The sequence below is a fragment of the Chitinophaga sp. YR573 genome (assembly GCF_900110995.1).
Taxonomy (GTDB): domain Bacteria; phylum Bacteroidota; class Bacteroidia; order Chitinophagales; family Chitinophagaceae; genus Chitinophaga.
This window is the reverse complement of record NZ_FOJF01000001.1, coordinates 2,128,232-2,147,330: the sequence shown is the minus strand read 5'-3', so window position 1 is coordinate 2,147,330 and position 19,099 is coordinate 2,128,232. Positions and strand designations below refer to the sequence as shown.

17 protein-coding genes are annotated in these 19,099 nt (G+C 43.1%); 10 read left to right on the top strand and 7 right to left on the bottom strand.

Annotation, left to right across the window (positions count from 1 at the left end; all coding sequences use genetic code 11):
• Nucleotides 1–23: 23 nt before the first annotated feature.
• From BMW86_RS09005 to BMW86_RS08980, 6 genes are all read left to right on the top strand, one after another.
• Complete coding sequence (locus BMW86_RS09005; RefSeq protein WP_089781032.1) at nucleotides 24–806, top strand: segregation and condensation protein A; 783 nt, start codon at nucleotides 24–26, stop codon at nucleotides 804–806.
• Nucleotides 803–1,702 carry a helix-turn-helix domain-containing protein gene (locus BMW86_RS09000; protein WP_089781029.1) on the top strand — a complete coding sequence of 300 codons (900 nt, stop codon included), beginning with the start codon at nucleotides 803–805 and terminating at the stop codon, nucleotides 1,700–1,702. The genes BMW86_RS09005 and BMW86_RS09000 overlap by 4 nt, the downstream gene beginning before the upstream one ends.
• A 245-nt stretch (nucleotides 1,703–1,947) precedes the next feature.
• The gene (locus tag BMW86_RS08995) at nucleotides 1,948–2,475 is read left to right on the top strand and encodes a YceI family protein (protein WP_089781027.1); all 528 of its coding nucleotides are present in this window, start codon (nucleotides 1,948–1,950) and stop codon (nucleotides 2,473–2,475) included.
• 285 nt (nucleotides 2,476–2,760) lie between these two features.
• Nucleotides 2,761–3,171: an OsmC family protein gene (locus tag BMW86_RS08990; RefSeq protein WP_089781024.1), complete on the top strand. Its 411-nt coding sequence runs from the start codon at nucleotides 2,761–2,763 to the stop codon at nucleotides 3,169–3,171.
• 149 nt (nucleotides 3,172–3,320) lie between these two features.
• Entirely contained in the window at nucleotides 3,321–4,031 is a 711-nt protein-coding gene (locus BMW86_RS08985; RefSeq protein WP_089781023.1) for a pirin family protein, read from the top strand.
• A gap of 175 nt (nucleotides 4,032–4,206) precedes the next feature.
• On the top strand, nucleotides 4,207–4,575 hold the full coding sequence (locus tag BMW86_RS08980; protein ID WP_089781020.1) for a hypothetical protein: 369 nt from the start codon (nucleotides 4,207–4,209) through the stop codon (nucleotides 4,573–4,575).
• Nucleotides 4,576–4,580: 5 nt separating this feature from the next.
• Here BMW86_RS08980 and BMW86_RS08975 read toward each other — a convergent pair whose 3' ends face one another.
• Both BMW86_RS08975 and dxs read right to left on the bottom strand, forming a co-directional pair.
• Nucleotides 4,581–5,627 (bottom strand): ferredoxin--NADP reductase, encoded by a 1,047-nt coding sequence (locus tag BMW86_RS08975; protein ID WP_089781019.1) that lies wholly within the window; start codon nucleotides 5,625–5,627, stop codon nucleotides 4,581–4,583.
• A 119-nt stretch (nucleotides 5,628–5,746) separates the two neighbouring features.
• Nucleotides 5,747–7,672 carry a 1-deoxy-D-xylulose-5-phosphate synthase gene (gene dxs, locus BMW86_RS08970; protein WP_089781016.1) on the bottom strand — a complete coding sequence of 642 codons (1,926 nt, stop codon included), beginning with the start codon at nucleotides 7,670–7,672 and terminating at the stop codon, nucleotides 5,747–5,749.
• Nucleotides 7,673–7,855: 183 nt separating this feature from the next.
• Between dxs and BMW86_RS08965 the strand changes: the two genes are divergently transcribed.
• Nucleotides 7,856–8,893: a sensor histidine kinase gene (locus BMW86_RS08965; protein ID WP_089781014.1), complete on the top strand. Its 1,038-nt coding sequence runs from the start codon at nucleotides 7,856–7,858 to the stop codon at nucleotides 8,891–8,893.
• Between the two features lie 12 nt (nucleotides 8,894–8,905).
• Nucleotides 8,906–9,634 (top strand): LytR/AlgR family response regulator transcription factor, encoded by a 729-nt coding sequence (locus BMW86_RS08960; RefSeq protein WP_089781012.1) that lies wholly within the window; start codon nucleotides 8,906–8,908, stop codon nucleotides 9,632–9,634.
• Between the two features lie 63 nt (nucleotides 9,635–9,697).
• Here the strand turns inward: BMW86_RS08960 and BMW86_RS08955 are convergent, their stop codons facing one another.
• A complete protein-coding gene (locus tag BMW86_RS08955) occupies nucleotides 9,698–10,453 on the bottom strand; it encodes a phosphoglycerol geranylgeranyltransferase (protein ID WP_089781010.1) in 756 nt (251 codons plus the stop codon).
• Between the two features lie 1,023 nt (nucleotides 10,454–11,476).
• Here BMW86_RS08955 and BMW86_RS08950 point away from each other — a divergent pair.
• Together BMW86_RS08950 and BMW86_RS08945 are read left to right on the top strand one after the other, a co-directional pair.
• Complete coding sequence (locus tag BMW86_RS08950) at nucleotides 11,477–12,058, top strand: hypothetical protein (protein WP_089781008.1); 582 nt, start codon at nucleotides 11,477–11,479, stop codon at nucleotides 12,056–12,058.
• Nucleotides 12,059–12,075: 17 nt separating this feature from the next.
• Complete coding sequence (locus BMW86_RS08945; protein WP_089781006.1) at nucleotides 12,076–12,555, top strand: YcxB family protein; 480 nt, start codon at nucleotides 12,076–12,078, stop codon at nucleotides 12,553–12,555.
• A 138-nt stretch (nucleotides 12,556–12,693) separates the two neighbouring features.
• On the opposite strand, the gene BMW86_RS08940 is transcribed toward BMW86_RS08945, so the two are convergent.
• The 4 genes from BMW86_RS08940 to BMW86_RS08925 form a co-directional block, all read right to left on the bottom strand.
• Nucleotides 12,694–13,416: a DUF2490 domain-containing protein gene (locus tag BMW86_RS08940; RefSeq protein ID WP_089781003.1), complete on the bottom strand. Its 723-nt coding sequence runs from the start codon at nucleotides 13,414–13,416 to the stop codon at nucleotides 12,694–12,696.
• Nucleotides 13,417–13,511: 95 nt separating this feature from the next.
• Nucleotides 13,512–14,984 (bottom strand): SusD/RagB family nutrient-binding outer membrane lipoprotein, encoded by a 1,473-nt coding sequence (locus BMW86_RS08935; RefSeq protein ID WP_177189202.1) that lies wholly within the window; start codon nucleotides 14,982–14,984, stop codon nucleotides 13,512–13,514.
• An 11-nt stretch (nucleotides 14,985–14,995) separates the two neighbouring features.
• The gene (locus BMW86_RS08930) at nucleotides 14,996–18,514 is read right to left on the bottom strand and encodes a SusC/RagA family TonB-linked outer membrane protein (protein ID WP_089780999.1); all 3,519 of its coding nucleotides are present in this window, start codon (nucleotides 18,512–18,514) and stop codon (nucleotides 14,996–14,998) included.
• A 141-nt stretch (nucleotides 18,515–18,655) separates the two neighbouring features.
• Entirely contained in the window at nucleotides 18,656–19,090 is a 435-nt protein-coding gene (locus BMW86_RS08925; protein WP_255372882.1) for a GNAT family N-acetyltransferase, read from the bottom strand.
• Nucleotides 19,091–19,099: the final 9 nt, after the last annotated feature.

Below are 19,099 nucleotides of genomic sequence, written 5' to 3'. Positions count from 1 at the left end.
TTTGGTAACCTTTGCACCATTATATGAATGATCATAGTTACAAAATAAAGCTTCCCCAGTTTGAGGGACCATTTGATCTCCTGCTTTTCTTCATAGAAAGAGATGAGCTTGATATCTATAATATTCCTATCAATACCATTACACAGGACTTCCTGACTTATATCCATCACCTGGAACAGTTGAATATTGAGCAGGCCAGTGAGTTTATACTGTTTGTATCTACCCTGATGCGTATCAAAGCCAAGATGCTGATTCCGCGTAAGGAGCTGGATGAGCAGGGTATTGAGATAGATCCGCGGCAGGAACTGATAGATAAGATCATGGAATACAAGCGTTTCAAACAGGCTGCGGCAGAACTGGCAGAAAAAGAAGCCGACCGTATGCTGCAGGTGAAACGTGGAAATATTGCCAAAGAACTGGCTTCCATTGGTGAGTTAACCAGCGAAGGTACTGAGGTACAGACGCTTACACTCTTCAAACTGACCAAAACCTTTGAAAAGGTGATGCAAAGGGTGAAGCAGCGGGATAACAAGCCCCAGCACGTGGTATATAAGTACGATTATACCATGGAAGGCTCCCGTGAATACATGATAGAGCTGGCCAGCAAGGAGAAAACCATGTCATTTGAGAAGATGTTCGATCATTGCCAGGACCGTGTACATGCGATATTCCTGTTCCTGGGTATGCTGGAACTGGTGCAGATGAAGTACCTGGGGATTATGGTGGGAGAAGGACGTAATAATTTTATCATCGATTATATAGAACCAGAAGACCGGGAAGTAGAAATTGCCGGTGTTTTCGAATGAGTGAAAAAAGAAACCATATAGAAGTAGTTTCCTTACCGGAATATGTACATACAGACCCTAAGTTTGTAGTGTCCGGTCTGTGCGAACTGGGAAATGGTTTCTTTGCCCAGAATGGCATTGCGCATCGCCACGATTTCTATACCATCTACTGGATTAAGAAAGGGCAGGTGCAGCATACCATAGATACGGTTACTCATGCGGTAAAAAAGAATATGCTTTTCTTCCTGGCCCCGGGCCAGGTACATAAAATGGAGTTTAGTGAGAAGGTGGAAGGGTATATGATTGCCTTTCAGGACACCTTTATGTGTCTGAAAGATCAGTCAGCCACCCTGATGGGCATTAATTCTGCCCTGTTCTTCAATAACCAGTTCAGTAGTGTGATCAGCCTTAACCCGGAACAGGAAAAGGAGTTTGATATGCTGGTGCATATGATGATGAAGGAAGTGACAGAGCAGGCTACTGAATACGAAACCGCTTTACACGGGCTGTTGCGTTATTTCCTGGTGCTGGCCTCCCGTATAAAGGGAAGCAGCATGGTGGCCACCCCGGAACAGCATGCTACACATAACAGTTCCCAGTTCCTGCAATTTAAAAACCTGATAGAAGAGAAATATACCATATTAAAGAATGTATCGGATTATGCTGCTTTACTGCATATTAAGCCTGTGCTATTAAATGAGATCAGCAAACAATTATCTGGTATCACGGCAGGAGAGCATATCCGGAACCGCGTTATCCTCGAAGCGCAGCGTTATTTATACAATACAGACCTTTCCGCAAAAGAGATAGCCTATAAGCTGGGCTTTGAAGATCCCCATTATTTCAGCCGCTTTTTCAAGAAATACACCAGCCAAACGCCTTCCGAATTTAAGGAAGCGTCCCGGGCAAATGTGTAACCCCCAAAAAATAGTCCACCACTAAAGTCTTTTTATCCATTCCTAATATTTGTTGCAACAGTTAATTTTGTATTGTAATTCGGAAGTGACAGAAGATAATGTGAAAGTGACAACAGATAATGTGAGGAGACCGGGTAGCTGGCATAGTTATGGGATTATTTCCCTGCTGTCTGCGAATCCTGAAAGCATATCAATATCACCTCCTTCAATAAAATTAAAAAACTTAAAACACTAAACTTAAAATCATGGCAACCTGGAAAATTGATTCAACTCACAGCGATGTAGAATTCAAGATTAAGCATTTAATGATCACTAATGTGACTGGTTATTTCGGTAAATACGATGCAACTGTAGAAGCAGCAGGTGATGATTTTACTGATGCTAAAATTACTTTTGAAGCTGATGTAGCAAGTATCACTACCAAGAATGCAGACCGCGATCAGCACCTGCAGGCGGAAGATTTCTTCCATGCAGCACAGTATCCTAAAATTACTTTCGTATCTACTTCTGTAAAGAAAGTTGATAACGAAACGTTGAAAATAAATGGTGACCTGACTATGCGCGGTGTTACTAAACCAGTAGCATTAGACGTAGAATATAGCGGCATTGTGAAAGACCCATACGGTCAGACTAAGGCAGGCTTTGAAGTAAAAGGAAAGATAAACAGAAAGGAATTTGGTGTTTCATTCAACGCAATAACAGACAACGGTGGTGTGATGCTGGGCGAAGAAGTGAAATTGCAGGCTAGTGTGCAGTTAGTGAAACAGGCGTAAGGCGGATTTTCTGGCGATAACCATTGCAGCTACAAAACAACAGACAGGATAAGGAATCAATAGCAATAGGGGGAAACGGAATAATATTAACGCAATGGTGTGGAGTGAAAACCTGTTGAAGGATTGATTGCCAGAGATAGTGTAGCCGGATGAAGTAATTCATCCGGCTTTTTTGCGTGTGGAGAAAAATCTACGTAACGTGTTTATTTGTGAGACAAAAAGAAATAGTAATTTCAGGCACTAATCAATGCTCATATTCTTTAATCCATACAAAAAAATTTAATCATGAAGAGAACTGCATCTGCTAACTGGCAAGGTACCGGCAAAGAAGGGAAAGGCACTGTAAGCACCCAGTCTGGCGTATTAAGCAACACTGCTTATTCTTACAAGAGCCGTTTTGAAGAAGGAATTGGTACTAACCCGGAAGAGCTGATAGGCGCTGCACATGCGGGCTGTTATACCATGAAGCTGAGTTTCCTGTTATCCGGCGCTGGTTTCACACCGGAGAACATCGATACAAAAGCGACTATTACTTTGGATAATGGCGCTGTAACCAGCAGTCACCTGGAAGTAACAGTAAAAGCAGCAGGACTGGAAAAGGACAAATTTGCTGAACTGGCAGAAGATGCCAAGAACAATTGCCCTATCTCTAAACTGCTGAACGCAGAGATTACACTGGATGCTAAACTGGCATAAATAATTTGAAAGGGAACCAACTGGTTCCCTTTTTTATATTAAAAAAAGGTTAACCTTTCTTCAAATTATCCACTCTTTTCTTTAATCCATCCATTCTCTGTGTAACAATATATAAGGACCTTTATAGTAGAAAAAAAGGAGATATTGTTATGGAAAAGATCATTCACAGGGCAGCGTCCCGGAGCTTTTCAAATCATGGCTGGTTGCAGAGTTATCACACATTCAGTTTTGCAGGTTATTACAATGAGGAACGTATTCATTTCGGCGCATTGCGCGTGTTAAATGATGATATGGTGAAAGGCGGAATGGGCTTCGGCACACATCCGCATGATAATATGGAAATAGTTTCCATTCCCTTACATGGTGCATTGGAACACCGCGATAATACAGGCAGGCATGAAGTGATCCGTACAAATGAAGTACAGATCATGAGCGCTGGTACAGGCATTGCGCACTCAGAGTTTAATGCATCGAAAACGGATCCTGTCAGCTTTTTACAGATATGGGTGTTCCCTAAATTACGTGATATCACGCCAAGGTATCAACAGCAGGCATTTGAGCCTGCGGAAAGGAATAATAAATTACAGGTAGTGGTGTCTCCGGAACAAGAAAGCGGGGCTTTACTGATTAACCAGGATGCATGGTTTTCATTAGGGAAATTTGATGTAGGTAATTCCGTGGACATTGTACCGAAAATGGCACAGCAGGGAAGTTATTTATTAGTGCTGGAAGGAGAAGTGGAAGTAGCCGGAGAAGTGCTGCAACGCCGCGATGCTATTGGGTTAACAGATTTTGATAAGGTGACGGTGAGGGCACTTAAAGCAGCAGAGTTTTTGTTGATAGATGTTCCAATGAACTAATGAGATAATTTGGATGTATAATTTATTTTGTAAAGGGTTATCACAGCGCAGTCCGGTGATAACCCTTTTTTATTAATTGTAAAAAGGTTTGTAACTTAGAAATACATACTAACAGGCTATTGTATTTGCGACCGAAAGATTGTTTTTCTTATCATTCACGCTAAAATCAATACATATGGAAGTTTCCGCTCAAATCTCAGAGCTTGAACAGATTAATGACTGGAAGGCAGAAGTAGAATCTGCAAGGGATGCCCTCCGGTCTATGCGTAGCCAGCTTGAGCAGGCGGTATTACGCACTACAGATGATGATGACCGCATTCAGATTGAACATTTTCAGAATCAGTTTATCCGGCAGATGGAAGTTGCTGATGAAATGCGCCACGACCTCAAACAATCCGCAAAAAAGATCAATGGCACACTACCTGTATTACATGATGACAGGCCGGTTGATAGCCTTGAAACGCTGAATGACCGCATGCATACATTCAGGAAATTATATAATGAATTACAGAAAGAGTTTGGTGAATTTATCGCCTTCTCATAACCTAGTCAAATTTCGATTACGACTGATGGAGTGACCGGATAACTTGTGCAGGTAAGTATAAACCCCTGTGCAAGTTCCTTATCTGTTAATACTTCATTCCAGGCCATCCATGTTTTCCCTTCAGTGCAACGGGCCGTGCAGGAACCACATACTCCGCCCCTGCAGCTGTATGGAAGAGAATGCCCCTGTGCCAGTGCAGCATTTAATATTGTCATGTTGCCTGGTACAGATAAATGATACGCTCCCTTGTTTGTTTTCAGCAATACTTCCTTTATCGTATTATCATCCGGTTTGCCCATCCTGGCTAACTGAGGAGAGGTGTTTACTACAAAGTTCTCTTTGTGCAACTGCTCTTCTGCAAAGCCCATGAAGGTGAGCGTGAGCATAATCATACGCATATAATCAGGTGGGCCACATACAAAGAATTGTGCATCTGAATTATTAAAGTGCATCTGCGATTTTACGAGGGGCTCTAATAACAGATTGCTAAGTCTTCTGTAAGTTGACTTGTTTTCTTCGTTGTCATTGCTGAAGAAATACATTACATGTAACCTGCTGCTGAATTGCTCTTCCAGTTTTTGCAGTTGGCTGTAGAATATCGTGCGTTCGTGAGAGGTGTTGCTGTAGATTAGTTTTACATGTGTATCCGGTTCGGTATGCAGGATGTGTTTCAGTAAAGAGAAAAGAGGTGTGATACCACTGCCGGCGCCGAATAAAAAGATATCTCTTTTGTTCCTGTATTCATTTAATGTGAACCTGCCGGAAGGCTGTATACAGGTGATGGTGTCTCCTGTTTTCCAGTTGCGCAGGATGTGCCGGGAGATTTCTCCATTTTCTTTTTTTCTTACTGTAACGGCGGGAAAAGGATCAATACCGGGGGTAGAGCTGAATGAATAGGAACGGCGGTATTCTGTACCATGTAAATTGATCAGGAAGGTAAGGAACTGCCCCGGGAGATAGGTGAAAGGTTCACCTTCCAGGATGTAAGTAAATGCGTCAGCTGTTTCTTTGATAATCTCTTTTATCCGGAGACGTAGATACAATTCGTTCATCGTTTGATTTTTGGGTGCAGGGCGAAGCCCTGCAAAATCCCTTCAATGTTTTTATGATGGTGCTTAGCACCATCATAAAAACATTGCTCTTTGATCAAACTCCTTTAGGAGCCGGTTTATCAGGCGGTAACTGTGATTTTGTCTTTCAGCATTTCCCTGGCAACTTTAGCGATACCGGTAGCATCATAACCACATTCGCGGTGCAGATCTTCCGGTTTGCCATGTTCAATGATACGATCTGGGATACCCAGGATACGTACACTGGCTTTATAGCCATGTTGTGCCATGAATTCGAGGATAGCGCTACCGAATCCGCCGGTGATAGCGGCATCTTCAACGGTGATCACTTTGTCGAATTCGCTGAATATTTCATGTAGCAGGGCTTCGTCCAGTGGTTTCACAAAACGCATATCGTAATGGGCCGGTTGTAAGCCATCTGCCAGTAGTTCTTTACATGCTTCCGTAACGAAGTTACCCGGATGACCGAGGGAGAGGATAGCAATATCCTTACCACTGCGGACCTTACGGCCGGTACCGATCTTTATTTCCCTGAACGGCAAACGCCATTCCGGCATTACGCCCTGTCCTCTCGGATAACGGATCACAAAAGGCTGCTGCATGGTTGGCAGCTGGGCAGTATACATCAGGTTACGCATTTCTTCCTCATTCATTGGTGCACTGATGATCACATTAGGCACGCAACGCATGTACGCAATGTCATAAGCACCATGATGGGTAGGTCCGTCTTCTCCCACAACACCGGCACGGTCCAGGCAGAATACTACAGGGAGCTTCTGAATGGCTACATCATGCAGTGCCTGGTCGTAAGCACGCTGGAAGAAGGAAGAGTAGATGTTACAGAATACACGCATACCCTGGGTAGCCAGACCGGCAGAAAGGGTAACGGCATGCTGTTCACAGATTCCCACGTCAAAGGCGCGGTCCGGCATCTGTTCCATCATGAATTTGAGGGAGGAGCCGGAAGGCATAGCCGGCGTAATACCCATGATGGTTTTATTCAGCTCTGCCAGTTCTATGAGGGTATGACCAAAAACGTCCTGGTATTTGGGCGGTTGAGGTGTTTCCACTACTTTTTTGAAGATCTCTCCGGTGATTTTATCGAACAGTCCGGGAGCATGCCAGGTGGTCTGATCTTTTTCTGCCAATGCATAGCCTTTACCCTTGGTGGTAACGATATGCAGCAGTTTTGGACCAGGGATGTCCTTCAGGTCCTGAAGGGTATCTACCAGTTTGATGATGTTATGACCGTCGATAGGCCCGAAATAACGCAGTTTGAGTGCTTCAAACAGGTTACTGGAGCTGGACACTACACCTTTGAGACTGGCTTCCAGTTTAGAAGCCATATCGCGGGTAAAGCGTTTGCCTATAGGCAGTTTGCCCAGCATATGCCATACATCGTCTCTCAGCTTGTTATAGGTTGGAGAGGTGGTGATGTCTGTTAAATATTCTTTCAGCGCGCCCACATTCGGATCTATGGACATGCAGTTATCGTTCAGGATAATGAGGACGTTCGCATTGGCAACTCCTGCGTGGTTGAGGGCTTCGAAGGCCATACCGGCAGTCATGGCACCGTCTCCTATTACAGCAATGTGCTGACGATCGGCTTCTCCTTTGTATTTGGAAGCGATGGCCATACCCAGGGCAGCGGAGATGGAAGTGGAAGAGTGTCCTACTCCAAAGGTATCGTAAGGGCTTTCATCCCTTTTAGGGAAGCCGCTGAGACCTTTGTACTTACGGTTGGTATGGAATACGTCCCGGCGGCCGGTCAGTATTTTATGTCCGTAAGCCTGGTGTCCTACGTCCCATACCAGTTGGTCATAGGGAGTATTAAATACGTAATGCAACGCTACGGTCAGTTCAATCACTCCCAGGCTGGCCGCAAAGTGCCCACCATGTACGCTTACCACGTCAATAATGAACTGGCGGAGCTCTTCGCTCACTTCATGCAACTGTTCTTTGCTCAGCTTCCGCAAGTCCGTAGGGGTTTCGATCTTGCCCAACAGGGGGCCCGGCGTTATATTCATACTAATTGGATGCAGGATTTTAATGAGCAAAAATACAGATTAATGCGCACATGTCCAGAATCCATTCATCTGCACATTATCACATCTGCACATCTGCTCACCCACTCATAACATTTGGGTTCAGGTGGGGGGCCTGCAACGCTATTTTTGAAATGTAGGAGTAGTTTACTAATTTCAGGATAGATGTTTAAACGAATATCAAAATATTGGTGGTGTCAGTTGCTGGGGTGGTTGGCTTATTTCGTGGTCAATATCTTCTTTGCCTATTCATTTGCGGGTGATGTAGAAACATCTTACGTAATCAATCTGTTGCTTATTATGGGCTGCGGACTGGTGGCTACGCATGTTTCCAGGAGTATCCTGGTGCGGATCAACTGGTTCCAGTACAGTTATGAGGCGCAGATGCTGCTCTTTATCCTGTTAACGGTGAGTTCCGGGGTTTTTATTTATGTTGAGTATATCATTGTAGGGAACTTTTTTCGTCATTCCTGGCAGCAAAAGGGATTTACGGATACGAAAACGGTGAACTACCTGTTATCGATGTTCCTGATTACGGCCATCTGGTGGTTGATCTACTTTGTATGGCACTATATAGAAAGGAGCGGCAATGCGCAGGTAGATAAACTGAAACTGGAGAGTACGGTAAAGGAGCTGGAGCTGAAAACCATTAAGGCGCAGCTGAACCCTCACTTTATTTTTAACGCCCTCAACAGTATCAGAGCGCTGGTGGATGAGAACCCTAAAAGAGCCAGAACAGCTATTACAGAGCTGTCTAACATCCTGCGAAGCTCTATGCAGGTGGAAAAGGCAGAAACCGTTAGTCTGGAAAATGAGTTGAACATAGTAAAGGATTACCTTGCATTAGAAACGATCCGGTTTGAGGAAAGATTGCAGGTAAGGTATAACATTGACCAGGAAACGCTGGTATTGCCTATTCCTCCTATGATGTTGCAGACATTGGTCGAAAACGCGATTAAACATGGTATTTCCCGTACTATTACAGGTGGAACTGTGATTATAAGCTCTTATGTAAAGAATATGCAGCATGAGATCACGGTGGCAAATACAGGGCAAATAATGGAAGAGCGGTCGGAGCATGGGTTTGGTCTGCAAAGTACCCGGCAAAGGTTAAGCCTGCTATACGGCAAAAAAGCATCCTTCGATATTTATAACAAAAACGATGAAACGGTAGAAGCTAAAGTAGTAATGCCGTTATTTTAAATAGAGTAGCTCATGAAAAAAGCTTTAATCATTGATGATGAACGCCTGGCCAGAAGTGAACTGAAGAAATTACTGGCAGATCATCCGGAGATAGTGGTGGTAGGGGAAGCTGTAAATGCGAAAGATGGTTTGGAGAAGATAGAAACATTGCATCCCGACCTTCTTTTCCTGGATATACAGATGCCTGACAAGACAGGATTTGACCTGCTGGCGGAGCTGGAAAAGGCCCCGCAGGTGATTTTTACGACGGCTTACGATGAGCATGCTTTAAAGGCCTTTGAATATAATGCGCTGGATTACCTGTTAAAGCCTATAGAGCCGAAGAGACTGGCGGATGCGATTCATAAGCTGCATCAGCTGGAAGAGAAGGAAAGACAGGCGGAAGTGGGGGCTATCCGTACTATCCTTTCTGAGAACGACCAGGTATTTGTGAAAGACGGAGACCGTTGCTGGTTTGTGAAATTGCAGGAGATCCGTTTATTTGAGAGTGTGGGTAACTATGCCAGGGTGTATTTTGAAGGGAATAAACCTTTGATCCTGAAATCTTTGAATGCGCTGGAAGAGCGACTGGACGAACGGACCTTTTTCAGGGCGAACCGTAAGCATATTGTGAATCTGCGGATGATAGAGAAGATAGATACTTACTTTAACGGGGGATTATTGCTGGAAATGCGGGGAGGAGAAAAGATTGAAGTGAGTCGCCGGCAGGCAGTGAAGTTTAAGGAAATGATGAGTCTCTAAGATAATTGTATAAAAAGAGAAGGCCCGCATTTGCGGGCCTTCTCTTTTTCTTTACAGAAAGAATTATTTAAAGACGGGTGCGGCATGCACTGCGTCAGCGATTTCTTTGATAAGAGAGGTATCTTTCTCAATAGCGTTCCCTACTACGATGATATCAGCGCCTGCTTTGCAGTTGAGGTAGGCTTTTTCAGCGTCGCGGATACCGCCTCCAACAATAATAGGGGCGCTTACCTGGCTGGATACGCGGGCTATCATGCTTTCGGTGATGGCTTTGCGGGCACCGCTGCCAGCGTCCATATACACTACTTTCATACCCAGCATTTCACCGGCAATAGCTGTACACATGGCGATATCGTCCTTGTCTGCAGGGATGGGGGTGGTATTACTGATATATGAAACAGTGGTTGGGGCGCCGCCGTCAATGACCATATAACCGGTAGAAATTACTTCCAGGCCGCTTTTCTTTACCGCAGGGGCGGATAAAACGTGCTGACCAATGAGTAATTCCGGGTTACGGCCTGATATAACGGACAGGTACAACAAAGCATCTGCGTAACGGGAAACCTGGGAAGGGCTTCCGGGAAACAAAACTACCGGGATGTCACAGCTGCTTTTCAGCTGCTGCACACACTCATCAAGGTGATGAGTGATTACAAGACTACCGCCCAAAAAGATATAATCAACCTTTGCAGCAATGCATTTTGCAGCCAGGTCGGTTATTCCAGAAGGTGTTACCTTGTCCGGATCAATTAGAACGGCAAAAGATTTGACACCCTTTGCTTTCTTTTCGATGAAGGAATTGTAGATTTTATTGAGCATTAAAATAGCATTGTTCCGGTTGTCGCAAATGTATAAATTTTTCGGTAATAAGTCACATTGTTAGATAAATATGCATGCGATTCATTTTTGATTCGAAAAAATGCACTGCCCGCCCGGGTTTTATTAGTCTTAATGTACAAGCATTAGGCCATTCTCCATAGAGAAACGAATAACTACTTAAAAGGTTACTTTTCACTCATATGCAATAAAAATATATTTTTTTGGCGGGTTAAGCAACAGAAAATTCATAGGAGATGAGGCCGCTGGTGCTGCATATTGCTTCTTTTAAATGTGTTATAAGTGTGTTAAAGAAGGCCGGAATAGCCTTAACAGCATGGTTTTCAGGTAAATTAACAAATTTAGCCAAATTTTGAGATTCGCTGAAAGTGAGTGTGGTGGCTTGTTTCAGCGTTTCTTGTAACGAGCTCTTTGTTAATGATTTGTTATTGAGGCCTTAAAATTTCAAAGAAAAATAACATGCCCTTACATTTGTATTCAAATAGGGTTTTCATAGGATAGTAACAAATTGAGGGCGCCTTTCCAGGTGCCCTTACTTTTTTCCCAAAATCAGCGTCCTGCTTATTTTTTAGAGAACTCTTCCTTTATTTTTATTGTTTATTTGTTTTAGCATGTACATGCTCTTGTTACCTGTTGTTGACATCGTTGGCTGATAAATGTTATTCCCGACTCTAATTCTATTACATGTTACAACATAAAGTCCGAATTTTCATCAAATCTTCAATATTTTTCTTTTTTTACCTTCATTGATCTAATAAAATGGAATATTTCTGACCAATATATTGGTATCTGTGTCGCTATTAATTTTATTTATATTTGTTTTTGTATTAATTTTATAATGGTTACTGTCCTATGAAAAACCAAATATTACTACAGGCATGAATCCTCATGCACGTAAAAATGACTCTCGAAAGCAATGGGTAAACCATTGCTTTTGTTTTTGGGGCACTTTAGATTGGGTTTTATAATTTGGATTTTGTATTTTTAGTCTTACAAATTTATCATATGATGAAAAAGCTGTTGTTTCTGCTGTTGGTAGTGGTTGCCACAGCCGCATCAGCAAACGCCGCCAGCGGAAGGAAGGAAAGAGAGAATGACAAGCTAAAGGAGAAGGGGAAGGAAAAAGAGGGGGAAAAGTCAGCTAATGGGTGTAAAACCGCTAACTGCGATAGTTCTGATAAGGCTGCAAACAAAAATATGCGTCCCACCAGCCGGGTAGAGGAATACGTATGGATGTTGCCCAAGGACCAGGATGGTGATAAAATGTATGAAGAAGAACTGAAAAAAGGGGTCCTTGATCTGTATAAATGGTATTTACAGAACGAATCCCGTGTAAATAACAGCGAAACGCTGAAAACAACCGGAAAAGAGGTAGCCTTTCCTTTTAAAGTGGATGCTAAAACCTTGCAGCAGTATTTCCAGTTCGTAAAGAATAATTTTCCAGGTTTAAGTGAGGATGATCTCACAGATGGTACAAACACTGCCGCTACTCCTAAGAAGCAGCCTGTAGCCAACCATAAAAAATATGCTCCTGTAAGTGTCAGGGATGATATGGAAAGTCAGATGACTCTTCCCGTTACTAAATAAATTGTTGTCTTGCCATAATGCATTTGGAGTTTAGTTATAATAAGGAGGATGTATTGAATGCATTGCGCTATCATTTCATGCAGCAGGGTGAAACGAAAGTTTTCCGCAATACACTGTTTATTCTACTGGTAGTTGCAGTAGCAGGATATGCCTACAGTATAGTGACTGTTGGTGCTATGCTGGGTATTGCTGCTATGATCGTATTGATTACACTCGTATTCTGGTATCTTCTGCCAGTATCTATCTACAATAAAGCCGCTACTTTCAAAGACGATATCCGCCTTCGTTACTCTGAAGAAGGGATCATCATTTCTACACGCAGCAGCGAATCTCAAAGAGAATTATCCTGGAGTAATTTTACCAAGGTGATAGAAGCAAAAAACTTCTTCTTTCTTTATCGTGGTAAAAAGAATTTTTTCCTGGTGCCTACCAGCGCTTTTGAAACAGAAGCGGAACAAAAGGAGTTTGGCAGGTTAGCGAAGAATAATATTCCCTAGAAACAAGAAATTATATACTATATAATGATCAATTTTTTTATGATGATGCTTTGCATCATCATAAAAAAATTGAAATGGTTTTGCAGGGCTTCGCCCTACACCCAAAAATCAAACTGGGTCACTACCCGTCTGAGCCTTTTATAAGGAGAAGTTATGGAACACTGCAAGGTGTAAAATGTGATTCATTGTCTGATCTCCGTTTGCCGGTTGTATGAACTGGTTCATATAACCAATTTCCAGTTTCAGATTGGGCTTCAGCGCATATCCCCCTGCGATGAGAAAACGGTTTTGATCTATAAATTTATCGTTGATCTCATTGTTCCAGAGGTTCATGAAAAACTCGTTCTGCAATGCTATGTAGAATGGAGTGACCTTCTCTCCTTTACGGATAGAAAATTGTGTGCGGTTAAAATAACGCAGGCGATTACCGTACCTCCAGCTTTGTACATCATCATGCGTAGCAATCTTCTGCCCTACCCAGCGTTCTTCAAGCCGTACCCGATGCGTCATCGCAAATTTAGATACGGTATGTTTATAAATAAACTGCTCGTATATACGGTGTTCAGGGAACCAGGCAGCAGCGCCGTCACTGTAGGTTGTTACGTACGCATATCCCAACAGATAGCCCGCCTTTGTGCCAGGCATATATTGCAGGCCGGCACGGTTCAGGATCTGCCCTTTATCGCTGATGCCATTGCGAATCCTCGCCTGGAAATCGAAGGGGATAGACCAGTGTTTATTCAGCTGTGCTGTACCAAAGTAGGTGTACCAGTTCTGGTAAGCCTGATTTAATTTCTGTGCAGACAATTGTGCAATACTCCAAAGCAGGCATATAGCCAGCAGACTAATTTTCTTTCGCATGTACTTCCCGTTGATCCGCAAAAGTATAAAAAAATCCCGGGCGTTTACCCGGGATTCACGATTGATTGTTGATCTATTGTGTATTAAGAAAAGTATCAGAATTTCAACCACCAGTTTTTAGTGCCTTTGGTATCTCCGCCAATTGCTGCCGCCGCTGCATCATAACTGGCTTTGTTCTGCGTTTGCTCGCCGGTAGGATAAGTAATACGGTAAGGTACAAACGGTACATTAGGGTCTAAAGATCCATTGTAAGGCGCCAGGAATAATGAATCACCACCTGGTTTTTTGAAATCCAGACGGATGCGTTCAAACCATGCCTGGAATCCCTGTGGATATAATGCCAGCCATTTCTGAGTGCCGATTACATTTTTCCAGTCGGCAGCATTGTAAGGAACACCGGCAATATATTCATCTACACCTGTGGTAATGCTCCAGAAATCCATAGATGCTTTAATCCCATTTGTATAATGAGTAGCAGCATCAGCACCTACGGCATAACCGCGTGCAGCAGCTTCAGCCAGGATGAATTCTACTTCAGGATAAGACATTAAGATAGCGGGCATGGCAGAAGAATAGATCTTAGTACCAGGAAAAGATAGATCATCTGCTGTCAGTGATGTCCTGGACGGATCATTTGCGGTAGTTCCATAACGCAAGCCTACATAATTTGCAGGATTGTTCTTTGTAGGTCTTGCATATACAGGCAACCGCGGATCATTCACACTTTTCATATAATCTACGAGTGTGCTGCTTACAAAGAAGTCAATGATAGACCTCTCTGTTTCATCCATAGGGAACCTGTTAGGAGTAACTCCCGGATAGATAACTTCTGCATTATTAGCATTGCTGGTCATTGCAGCCTGGTAATTTGCCTCTATAAGACCTTGTGCTTTTACAGGATCGGCATCTGCCATACGGATAGCCATACGCAACAGTAATGAATGCGCCAGTGTTTTCCATGAAGCCACATCTCCCCCATAAATAACATCTCCTGCACCAAAAGTTGGTTTTGATTCATCCAGTAGATTTATCTGTGCCTGTAGTGTATCTGCCAGTGAACTGTAAATGCTTTTTGCATCATCATATTTCGGAGCAATGTTCGTACTTAATTTTAATGCGTCTGTATAAGGCACATTCACATAAGTATCTGTCAGGATCTGAAATAACCATGCTTTAAGGATTGTTGCAATCGCATTCTGATTAACGGCTGCCGGATTGGCGACGCTGGCTGCATTATTCAGCTGAATGATCTGCTGCAGGTTATATAATGATTTATACAAGGCGGTCCAGAAGGCGGTGTTATTGCCTTCGTCTATTGCATACTGACTGTCTGCCACTCTTGCATTACCAGACCAGTATTGTGCATAATGCATCCCGAAATAACCGTTCTGTAGTGTGCTGTACAAAATGTCCATCGCACTCTTTTCTGCACCTGTAAGCAGGAAAACAGGATCTGAGGTGGTTGGTTTTGTCGGGTTGTGATTGATATCATCCAGTTTATTACAGGCCGATAAAATGAGGCCGGATAATAAAATAAGACAACTATATTTTAGCATTCGATTAAGCATCTTCATAAATTTTAAAATGAAATGTTCAGGTTAACTCCATATGACCTTACAGATGGTAATGCACCACCCTCTATACCCTGTACATTCGAAGCAGAGTTCAGAATGTTGGATGGGTCCACATTGGGTGCATTTGATTTAATGAGCCACAGATTACGTCCGTATAAAGAAAGACGGGCATTCTGCGCATGTACTTTTTTATACCATGATGCAGGCAGGTTATAACCCAGTTTCACTTCACGCAGGTATACATAACTGGCGTCGTACAGATTGGCCCTGCTTAACAGTTTACCTTCATTGCTCTGGAAGTAGGTAGCGGCATCCAGTACTGTCTCATTTGGCTTGCCATCAGCTGTTACACCTTCTGCAATGATACCTTTTTCACGTACGCCATTGGCTGCTGTAATATCCAGCAGACCGGACCCTTTACCATACATGTTGGTGTATGAGAAGAAATCACCACCATGCTGAAAGTCTACCAGGGCAGACAGATAAATACCTTTATACGAGAAGGAGTTTGTTACACCACCTGTATAATCAGGATAGGCGTTCCCGATAGGAACAGGACTGGGTGTAATCATATAAATACCATTATCTCCCACTATCCTTTGTCCTTTGTCATTATACACATAATCTGTACCCAGTAATGTACCCAGTGGTTTGCCTACATAAGCGGCTACGGATACCTTTTGTGTACGGCGGTCTGTTCCGATTAATAATACAGGAAGAGAGGTATTGTACTGATCGATATCGAGGTTCAGCAGTTTGTTCCTGTTACGTGCAATGTTAGCCCTGATATCCCAGCGGAAGCTATTCTTCAGGCGAACAGGATTCAGATCAACACCTACTTCTATACCATGGTTTTGTACACTACCACCATTTACGATCGTATTTACAAATCCGGTAGCAGAAGAAACGGGTAAAGGAATGATCTGATCTTTTGTAACACGATCATAATAAGTAAAATCTATACCAATACGATTGTCAAAAAATTTAGCCTGTATCCCTGTTTCATATTCACGGCTACGTTCAGGCTTGAGTGTTTGGTTGTATTTGGTAGAAGACAACTGTGTTGCAGGGTTACTGCCAAAAGGAGGTATGAAATCATAAGTATCATAGATCTGGTAAGGATCTGTATCATTACCCACCATAGATACACTTGCACGTAGCTTACCGAAGCTGAGCCATTTCCAGTTTTTCAGCAGGTCTGAAAATACAAAGGCTGTAGAAGCGGAAGGATATATGTAAGGATTATTTTTACTTATGAGGCTGGAGCTCCAGTCGGCACGGCCGGTCAGATCAAGGAACAACAGGTTCTTATATGCAAATGATGCAGTTGCAAAAGTAGAGTTGATCTGCTTTTCATAAAACTCATCGATGGGGATGGCTGTCTGTACAGAATTATTCAGATTATATACACCCCGGATCATCAGGCCACCTGTAGTGGAACCACCTGTGGTAGTCCATTTACGGTGCATGACATTACCGCCCACTAATGCATTAAATTTCAGGTCATGGGAAATATCTGCTTTTATATTAGCGGTTAACTGGTAGTTCATTTCCCGGGAAGTACGAACACGTTTGGTATAAGCACCTACAAAGTAATCTTTGGCGGTCCTTTCTTCTTCCAGTGTATTGTAATCATCCATAAATACCCTTCCACTGAAACTTAACCATTTGTTTGCTTCATAGTCCAGTCCTGCATTTCCATACAACCGGTTACGGCTATCTGATTCATAATCCATGTAGCGGAGCCAGTATGGCCCATTGCTGGATGCCGGTGTGGGATCACTCCATGATTTTCTGTTCCAGGTGATTTGTGACCCGTCTGCATACTGATAACGTTTTTCCATTTCGTTATCTAACTGGCGCTGACCATACATAGTGAACTGCAGGGTTGGGTTAGGTCCGGTAAAACCTGTGCCGGGCCTACCTTTTGCATCCAGCATACTATAATTTATGGAAGCTGTTCCTGTTAATCCTTTTGCCACTTCGTAGTTACCGCTGAAGGCAACATTGTTACGTGTCATGTACGCACCTGGCAATATAAATTTCTGATTCATATTTCCGTAAGACAAACGGAAGGAACCTTTATCATCATTTCCGGCTAGTGCAATATTGTTGGTGAGTGTGATCCCCGTTCTGTAGAAATCTTTCACATTATTGGGCTGCGCTACCCATGGAGTTGTTTGTCCGAAGTAAGGATTGCCTTTATCTTTATCCCATGACCAGTAGGGACGTACCAGTTGTCCTGATAATTTAGGCCCCCATGAAGCATCATCTGCATATTTTACCAGCAGATCATAGCGACCCTTACCATTGTTGTCATCGTAGGTAGCATGTGCTTCGTCGATGAATCCTTCGGGGTGCTGATTATAATAGAGCGTATCGAATTTACCACCGGTACCGCCGCCGTATTCGTTCTGGTATTTAGGTAATACAGACACCTGGTCCACCTGTGCATTGATACTATAAGTAACGCCTATACCACCTGGGACATCCGGACGTTTTTTAGTAGTGATGAGCAGTACACCATTTGCACCGCGACTACCATACAGGGCAGTAGCAGCAGCACCTTTCAATACGGAAATGTTCTCAATATCTTCGGGGTTGATATCCTGCAGAGAGGAACCAAAGTCGTAACCACCACCACCATTCTGTTGTCCGGCAGCATTGGTATTATTGTTTACAATAGGAGTACCGTCTACTACTATAAAGGCATTGTTATCTCCTAATATAGATTTGGGACCACGGATAGTTATCTTGGTAGATCCACCCATAGAACCGGTATTGGTATTGACTTGCAGACCAGGTACTTTACCAGTCAATGCATTTACGAAGTTGACTTCTTTCGCTTCCTGTACGGCGTTGCCACCAACTTCTTCCACTGCATATCCTACAGAACGTGGGTTCTTCTGGATGCCCAGTGCAGTCACTACTACTTCCTGTAATTGTTTTTTACCGGTGGATGCAGATGTGAGTGTGATCTTTAGTGAATCGTGAGAAGTGATGGGGATCGATTGTTCGCCGTATGAAACAGCGGATACTTTGATGGTATCTTTTGAAGATACTTTTATAGAGAACTTACCATCTGCACCGGCTGCCACTGCTTCTTTCGTAGCAGCGTTCATTATTTTTGCGCCGGGAATGGGAGTACCTGCGGGCTCTTTTACCACGCCTTTAATAGTGAACTGACCGATCTCTTTTTTAAGCGTATTAGAGTCAGCGGGGACTATCAGCGCAGTATCGCTGGTAGGGTTTACAGTAGTATCCTTAGCTGCTGTGGTCGCAGGTTTGGAACTATCCTGTTTGGTTACAGTGGCAGAGTCCGTTTTGCCTTTACCGGTAGTGTCTTTGTTTGTGTTGGGAGTGATTACTACGGGCGCTGCTGTTGGCTTAACGGTCGTATCTTTCTGCTGAAAGTACGTAAGGTTCAACAGGGGCTGGTTAACGCTTGTACTGGCTATTACAGGGCTAATGCTACAGAAAAAGGCACAGCACAGCCATAACCAGTTAAGTACATGGCTTCTCATCTTATATTGAAAGATTAGGTTACAAATTTTTTTAGACGGGTTTCCGTGTCCGTCTTATCGTATGATATCTAGGTCCAATTATAATACAATCGAAATGGGCAGTACAATGAGAAAGGCTGTTATTTTTATTAATTCCCCCTGTTATAATTCTTTACTCATTTCATAATGAGGTATGCCAACTTCCTCAAATTCAGCGCCTTTAGCGCTGTATCCTAATTTTTCATAAAAGCCTTTTGCTTCTTTGCGTGCATGCATCATGAGATGAGTGAATCCATTATTTTTTGCCTGTTGTTCTGCAAACAGTATTAGTTGGCGACCAATTCCCTGTCCCTGAAATGCGTTGTCCACGGCCATTTGCCGCAATTGTACCGTTGTATCATCGAATGGTGTAAGAATACAGCAGCCGGATAATAATTCATCTGTATAACATCCCAGTAGTTGATCATTGATCTCCTTCTGAAGATATTCTTCTGTGTAAGTGAGTCCCAGCGGCTTTCTCAGAACAATGTCCCGTAGAGATACCATGTCATGCCAGGCAGTGCTACCATATTCAATGAAGCGAAAACTTAACATCATTATCTATTT

Bases quoted from the DNA above. Each gene is read 5' to 3' on its own strand.
- BMW86_RS09005 (WP_089781032.1), top strand. From the start codon at position 24: ATGAATGATCATAGTTACAAAATAAAGCTTCCCCAGTTTGAGGGACCA.
- BMW86_RS09000 (WP_089781029.1), top strand. From the start codon at position 803: ATGAGTGAAAAAAGAAACCATATAGAAGTAGTTTCCTTACCGGAATAT.
- BMW86_RS08995 (WP_089781027.1), top strand. From the start codon at position 1,948: ATGGCAACCTGGAAAATTGATTCAACTCACAGCGATGTAGAATTCAAG.
- BMW86_RS08990 (WP_089781024.1), top strand. From the start codon at position 2,761: ATGAAGAGAACTGCATCTGCTAACTGGCAAGGTACCGGCAAAGAAGGG.
- BMW86_RS08985 (WP_089781023.1), top strand. From the start codon at position 3,321: ATGGAAAAGATCATTCACAGGGCAGCGTCCCGGAGCTTTTCAAATCAT.
- BMW86_RS08980 (WP_089781020.1), top strand. From the start codon at position 4,207: ATGGAAGTTTCCGCTCAAATCTCAGAGCTTGAACAGATTAATGACTGG.
- BMW86_RS08975 (WP_089781019.1), bottom strand. From the start codon at position 5,627: ATGAACGAATTGTATCTACGTCTCCGGATAAAAGAGATTATCAAAGAA.
- dxs (WP_089781016.1), bottom strand. From the start codon at position 7,672: ATGAATATAACGCCGGGCCCCCTGTTGGGCAAGATCGAAACCCCTACG.
- BMW86_RS08965 (WP_089781014.1), top strand. From the start codon at position 7,856: ATGTTTAAACGAATATCAAAATATTGGTGGTGTCAGTTGCTGGGGTGG.
- BMW86_RS08960 (WP_089781012.1), top strand. From the start codon at position 8,906: ATGAAAAAAGCTTTAATCATTGATGATGAACGCCTGGCCAGAAGTGAA.
- BMW86_RS08955 (WP_089781010.1), bottom strand. From the start codon at position 10,453: ATGCTCAATAAAATCTACAATTCCTTCATCGAAAAGAAAGCAAAGGGT.
- BMW86_RS08950 (WP_089781008.1), top strand. From the start codon at position 11,477: ATGATGAAAAAGCTGTTGTTTCTGCTGTTGGTAGTGGTTGCCACAGCC.
- BMW86_RS08945 (WP_089781006.1), top strand. From the start codon at position 12,076: ATGCATTTGGAGTTTAGTTATAATAAGGAGGATGTATTGAATGCATTG.
- BMW86_RS08940 (WP_089781003.1), bottom strand. From the start codon at position 13,416: ATGCGAAAGAAAATTAGTCTGCTGGCTATATGCCTGCTTTGGAGTATT.
- BMW86_RS08935 (WP_177189202.1), bottom strand. From the start codon at position 14,984: ATGCTTAATCGAATGCTAAAATATAGTTGTCTTATTTTATTATCCGGC.
- BMW86_RS08930 (WP_089780999.1), bottom strand. From the start codon at position 18,514: ATGAGAAGCCATGTACTTAACTGGTTATGGCTGTGCTGTGCCTTTTTC.
- BMW86_RS08925 (WP_255372882.1), bottom strand. From the start codon at position 19,090: ATGATGTTAAGTTTTCGCTTCATTGAATATGGTAGCACTGCCTGGCAT.